The organism is Massilia sp. CT11-108, from assembly GCF_047302915.1.
Taxonomy (GTDB): Bacteria; Pseudomonadota; Gammaproteobacteria; order Burkholderiales; family Burkholderiaceae_D; genus Telluria; species Telluria orientalis.
In genome coordinates this window covers 1-5,277 of sequence record NZ_JBKYMO010000395.1, presented here as the reverse complement: position 1 = coordinate 5,277, position 5,277 = coordinate 1, and the positions used below count along the sequence as shown (strand labels likewise).

The window sequence follows — 5,277 nt, the reverse complement described above, 5'->3', positions numbered from 1 at the left end:
GCCTGGGCGTAGTCGGCCGCATCGGCGCCGGCCATGATCGCGAGTTGCCCCGCTTCCGCGCCGCCCACGCCGCCGGACACGGGCGCATCGACGAAGCGGCAGCCGGCCTGGCGCAGGCGGGCGGCAAAATTCACGGCTTCGTCCTGGCGCGTGGAGCTCATGTCGATCCACAACGTGTTGTGCGCGAGTGCCGGCAGGGCATCGTCGATGACCTGGCCGACGACCGGGCCCGCTTCCAGGATCGAGATCACGATGTCGGCACCGCGCACGGCATCCATCAGGTCGGCCTGCGGTTCGGCCCCGGTGTCGCGCAGTGCCTCGGCCTTGGCGGCCGTACGGTTCCACACGCGCAGGGGATAGCCGGCCTGCGCCAGCCGGGTCGCCATCGGTTTGCCCATCAGGCCGATGCCGAGAAATGCCACAGTCGGTAACGTCATTGCTTCCTCTCGATGATTCATTGTCCGCATTTTAACAATTGATAGGTCGACTACGTCCTTTCAACGACCTCGCTACAATAGCGGTTTGGCCGTGACCATTTTGCTTGCACGGCTCTCATTCACAGCAAAGGCAATGTTCTCCATGAAAAAAATGATGCGTTCCCTGGCGGCCGTGGCCGCGTTGTCGGCCGCGACGGCGGCCCATGCCGCCGACGGTTATTTCGATTCCTCGTCGGTGGAAGTCGGCGGCGGCGAACACGTGCAAGTCGTCCGTCTCGCGGTCCAGAAAGACTGGAACAAATCCTGGCTGCCGACCAGCGGCTACCACCTGAACGGCTATTGGGACGCGAACGTGGCCTACTGGCGCGCCAACCAGTGGCTCGACCAGCAGGGCAACACGAAGGACCTGGCCGTCGTCGGCATCACGCCGGTGTTCCGCTGGGAAGCCGACAACAAGCTGGGCTTCTACGCCGACGCCGGCATCGGCGCCGCGGTCTTCTCGAGCGTCTACCGCAACACGCACCGCCAGCTGTCGACCGCGTTCGAATTCGCCGACCACGTGGGCGTGGGCTATGTCTTCGCCAACAAATGGGAACTGGGCGCGCGCCTGCAACACTACTCGAACGGCGGCATCAAGAAACCGAACGGCGGTGTGAACCTGCTGCTGCTGAAGGCGGCGTACCACTATTAAGATCAAACCGGGGTCAGAGCCCGAATTTAAGCAATTGCCCAAAATCGGGCTCTGACCCCGGTTGCGACCCGGTTATCGGATTTGTGTGAGAATCCATCCGATGACCGATACCGACACCATCAAACGCTATCTGCCGTGGCTGGTGGCGACTGCGCTGTTCATGGAGCAGCTCGACGCCACCATCGTCAACACCGCCGTCCCCAGCATCGCGGCCAGCCTGCAGGTCACACCGCTCAGTCTCAAATCCGTCGTCACGAGTTACATCCTCAGCCTGGCCGTGGGCATTCCGGTGAGCGGGTGGATGGCCGACCGGTTCGGCACTCGCCGCGTGTTCTTCACGGCGATCGCGATCTTCACGGTGGCGTCCGTGCTGTGCGGCCTGTCGCTGAACGCCCCGATGATGGTCGCGGCCCGCCTGTTGCAGGGCCTCGGCGGCGCGATGATGATGCCGGTCGGGCGCCTGTCGATCATCCGCACGTTTCCCAAGAACGAGTTGCTGGGCGCGATGAACTTCGTGATCCTGCCGGCGCTGATCGGCCCGTTGCTGGGCCCGACCGTCGGCGGCCTGATCGTGCACTGGGTTTCCTGGCGCTTTATTTTCTTCGTCAACGTGCCCGTCGGCCTGCTCGCGCTATACCTCGTCTGGCGCCATATGCCGGATTACCACGGCGCCGAGCCGCGTCCGCTGGACGTGATCGGGCTGATCCTGTTCAGCTCCGGCACGGCGATCCTGTCCTGGCTGCTGGAAGTGTTCGGCGAGCACACGCTCGACCCCATGACGGCCGGCCTGATGCTGGCGCTATCGATCTCCCTGCTGGCCGCGTATGCCTGGCACGCGAACGAAGCCCAGTTCCCTCTGCTGCGCCTGGCGTTGTTCAAGGTGCGCACGTTCCGCATCTCGGTGCTGGGCGGCTTCATCACGCGCCTGGGCATCGGCGGCCTGCCCTTCCTGCTGCCGCTGCTGTACCAGCTGGGCCTCAAGCTCGCGCCGTGGCAGTCGGGCCTCTTGATGATGCCGACAGCCGCCGCCGCGATGGGCATGAAGCTCATCGCGCCTAAAGTCCTCGCCCGCTTCGGCTACCGTCAGGTGCTCATGTTCAACACGATCTGCATCGGCCTGACGATCGGCCTGTTCTCGCTCGTTGGGCCGTCCACGCCGTGGTACGCCATCGCGGGCATCGGCTTGCTGCAGGGCTTTTTCAATTCGCTGCAATTCTCGAGCATGAACACGCTCGCGTATGCCGACGTGGAATCGAAAGACTCCAGCATGGCCAGCACGATCGCCTCGTCATTCCAACAGCTGTCGATGAGCTTCGGCCTCGCCGCCGGTTCGATCGTGACGGCGTGGTTCCTGGGCCGCGTGCCGCAGACGGACCAGGTGATGGTCACCAAGGCGCTGCACCACGCGTTCATCACGCTGGCCGTCATGACGATGCTGTCGTCCCTCGTCTTCGCGCGCCTGCGCCGCGGCGATGGCGCAAGCATCACGCAGGGCAAGACAGCGACAGCCGTGGCGCAGGATCCGGCGCCGCTGTCGCAAGCCTGACGCGGGTTACTCGGTCAGCGTTGTGGTCTTGCGGTTCGGATCCGCATTGATGCCGGCGTCCGTGAACGGCAGCGTCGGCCATTCCTTGCGCGAGTACAGCGGCAACTGGTCCGCATAGTACGGCGACTTCGGGTCCGTCGACTGGCCATAGACGAGCATCGCCTGGGCGACCGGGCCGGCATCGTCGAACGTCACCGTCTGCACATAGCTCGTGCCCCAATAGACGTTGTTGTAGCCGGTGGTCGTGAGGCCGGTGCTCATCCGCAGCGAGTTGTACGAACCGTCGACGTCGCCCACGCCGCCATGCAAGGGCGTGCGCGCGCCGTTGCGCGTCTCGCCCTGGTAATCGCCCAGCTTCGCGTCGAGCGGGATGTTCAGCGATTGCAAGGTCTGCGCCGCCGTCTTCAGCGCGGCGAACATCGCGGGCAGCGCGGCGGGCGCGACACCATTGGGCGTGTGGACGGGGTCGGCCGGGTCGAGCGGCACCTTCCACTTGTTGGGGATCTGCGAGGCCGCGGTCCAGAATTCGCGGAACAGGACGGCGCCCCGGCTGTCGAGGTTCGCGTGACGGTCCCACGCAGCGAGCACCGTGCAGGCCTGGACGAGGGTCGCATCGTTCGTTGGGCAGGCCGCCAGCAGGTCCGGCAGCACGAGCTCGGCAGCGTAGATGCGGTCGGCGAACACGAGCGTCTGCAGGTCGGACAGCTGGAATTGATGTCCCTGTTGCGCCAACTCTTCGAACTGGATGAAGCCGATGCGCGTGCGCAGGCGCTGCTCGACACCCGTCTTGCCGTACAGCGGCGAATAGCCCAGCGGCGCCGGGCCCGTCAGCAGGGATCGGGCGTTGGTCAGCCAGTAGCTGTCGTTCGAATTGCCCACGTAGTCCGTGCGCAGCATCGATGGGGCATTGGCCGGCGAGAAAATGCCGGCAGGCGCATTGGCATCCTGGCCCCAGCCGCACGCACTGCGCGAACCGTCGAACAACACGAGGGCCGGCAGGAGCAGGCAATTGCCCACGAACTTGTCCGTCGTGACGCGCGGGACGACGCTTGCGTCCGCATACAACGCATTGCCGGCGCGGTCGGCCGCGACCGTGTTCACCCACGGCAGGCCGACGACGGTGTCCAGCGACGATTTGAGCGTCTGCACGCTCGTCGCGGTGCCGATGCCCAGCCATTGTTCGAGCATGCGGGTATTGCCGCGGTTTGGGTCCGCAAGGACATTAGGCCGTCGTGCTGCTCCACGTCAGCCCCGCCTCCGGTTTCACGATGACGGCGCCCTGCTTGCTGAAGTAAAAGGTCTTGGTGCGCTTCGCCGTCGTGCCGTCCGCCATGAGGATGTCGACGGATACTGTCTTCGACGTCATCTTGTTCTTCTCGCCGTCGATCAGATAGGTCGTGCCCGTCGAATCGCCCGCATCGAGTGCCAGTTTAAACGTCGTGAAGTGCGTGGCGGCCGTGACGGTGTGCGACCACGCGACATCCTTGTTGAACCCGATGACAACGACCGGCAAGCCACCCAGCACGACACCCATCGCGTCATAGCGGCCGGGCACGGTGAGATGGGCCTGGTAGAAGCGGTCGGTACTCGTCCAGGGGAAGTGGGGATTGCCGAGCAGGAGGCCGCGGCCGCTCGCGGACAAGTCCTTGCCGACGGCCAGCGCATTGCTGCCGAAGCCCTGGTGCACGACTTTGTCCAGGCGGGCGAGCAGGAACACGGGGTCGAGCTTGCGCCGTGGCGACTTTGTAGCCACCGCCACCATCGCGGTCGCATCGCGGGCGCCCGCAACGACCTCCTTCGCGAACACTTCGCCCGAGGCGTGCAGCGCTTTCTCGGCCAGGACCAGGTACATATCCTCGACCGTCATCGGCTTGACCCACTTCGCGTCCTTGCACGCGGCCGGATAATTGCCGGCATGATCCTTCAGGTAGCGGTTGTAGCCGGCCACATAGCCTTCGAGCAGATCACGCGGCTCCTTTGCGCCGGCGGTATAACTGGCGCGCAGCTGGTCGACGTCGAGATAGCCCTTGAAGAAGAAATCGCTGTCTTCGTTTTTCAGGTCCATGAATCCGCTGGCGGCGCCGTATTCATCGCCCTTGCGGGCCGTGGCACGGGCTTCGCCGCCGAAATACAGCGAACGCTCGCCACGTACGGTCAATAAGGAATCGGCAAACATGCACAGGTTGTCCTGCGCGTAGGCATACGCGAGGCCATAGCCCAGGCTACGGAAATCGGCCGCCTTGACGTGGACGATGCCGTGGGTCGTGCGGATGATGTCGGCGCTGAACTGGGGCGGCGGTGCGGACGTGGAAGGCGAAATGTCGCTGTCGTGATGGCTGCAGGCGGTGAAAATGGCGCCCAGGGCGATCGCAGGAAAAACACGATGGAAGTGCATAGTGCTCCTTGAACGTAGAACGCGAATCGGGCTATCGATGCTAGCGGTTTTCGCTTTTGCTACAACTGTTGGAACACAAGCTTGTCAGGTTTCGTTTTTTCCGATTCAAATATCCGTTTTCGAGGCGCCGAAAAGCAAAAAGCCCGCTCAGTATCAACTGAACGGGCTTCTGCATATAACTAGCCTGACGATAACCTACTTTCACACT

Annotated in this window: 5 protein-coding genes; 2 read left to right on the top strand and 3 right to left on the bottom strand. The window is 63.9% G+C overall.

The genetic code is table 11. The features are described 5' to 3' along the window. A partial coding sequence (locus tag ACEN88_RS23815) for an NAD(P)-dependent oxidoreductase (RefSeq protein ID WP_413343633.1) occupies nucleotides 1-437 on the bottom strand: 437 nt, incomplete at its 3' end. A gap of 151 nt (nucleotides 438-588) precedes the next feature. Between ACEN88_RS23815 and ACEN88_RS23810 the strand changes: the two genes are divergently transcribed. After that, a complete protein-coding gene (locus ACEN88_RS23810; RefSeq protein WP_229412198.1) occupies nucleotides 589-1,128 on the top strand; it encodes an acyloxyacyl hydrolase in 540 nt (179 codons plus the stop codon). Between the two features lie 100 nt (nucleotides 1,129-1,228). After that, nucleotides 1,229-2,674 (top strand): DHA2 family efflux MFS transporter permease subunit, encoded by a 1,446-nt coding sequence (locus ACEN88_RS23805; RefSeq protein ID WP_413343631.1) that lies wholly within the window; start codon nucleotides 1,229-1,231, stop codon nucleotides 2,672-2,674. Nucleotides 2,675-2,680: 6 nt separating this feature from the next. Here ACEN88_RS23805 and ACEN88_RS23800 read toward each other — a convergent pair whose 3' ends face one another. Further along, on the bottom strand, nucleotides 2,681-3,862 hold the full coding sequence (locus tag ACEN88_RS23800; RefSeq protein WP_413343629.1) for a penicillin acylase family protein: 1,182 nt from the start codon (nucleotides 3,860-3,862) through the stop codon (nucleotides 2,681-2,683). Between the two features lie 34 nt (nucleotides 3,863-3,896). Further along, complete coding sequence (locus ACEN88_RS23795; RefSeq protein ID WP_413343627.1) at nucleotides 3,897-5,069, bottom strand: penicillin acylase family protein; 1,173 nt, start codon at nucleotides 5,067-5,069, stop codon at nucleotides 3,897-3,899. Nucleotides 5,070-5,277 lie beyond the last annotated feature (208 nt).

Bases quoted from the DNA above. Each gene is read 5' to 3' on its own strand.
- ACEN88_RS23805 (WP_413343631.1), top strand. From the start codon at position 1,229: ATGACCGATACCGACACCATCAAACGCTATCTGCCGTGGCTGGTGGCG.
- ACEN88_RS23810 (WP_229412198.1), top strand. From the start codon at position 589: ATGATGCGTTCCCTGGCGGCCGTGGCCGCGTTGTCGGCCGCGACGGCG.
- ACEN88_RS23800 (WP_413343629.1), bottom strand. From the start codon at position 3,862: ATGCTCGAACAATGGCTGGGCATCGGCACCGCGACGAGCGTGCAGACG.
- ACEN88_RS23795 (WP_413343627.1), bottom strand. From the start codon at position 5,069: ATGCACTTCCATCGTGTTTTTCCTGCGATCGCCCTGGGCGCCATTTTC.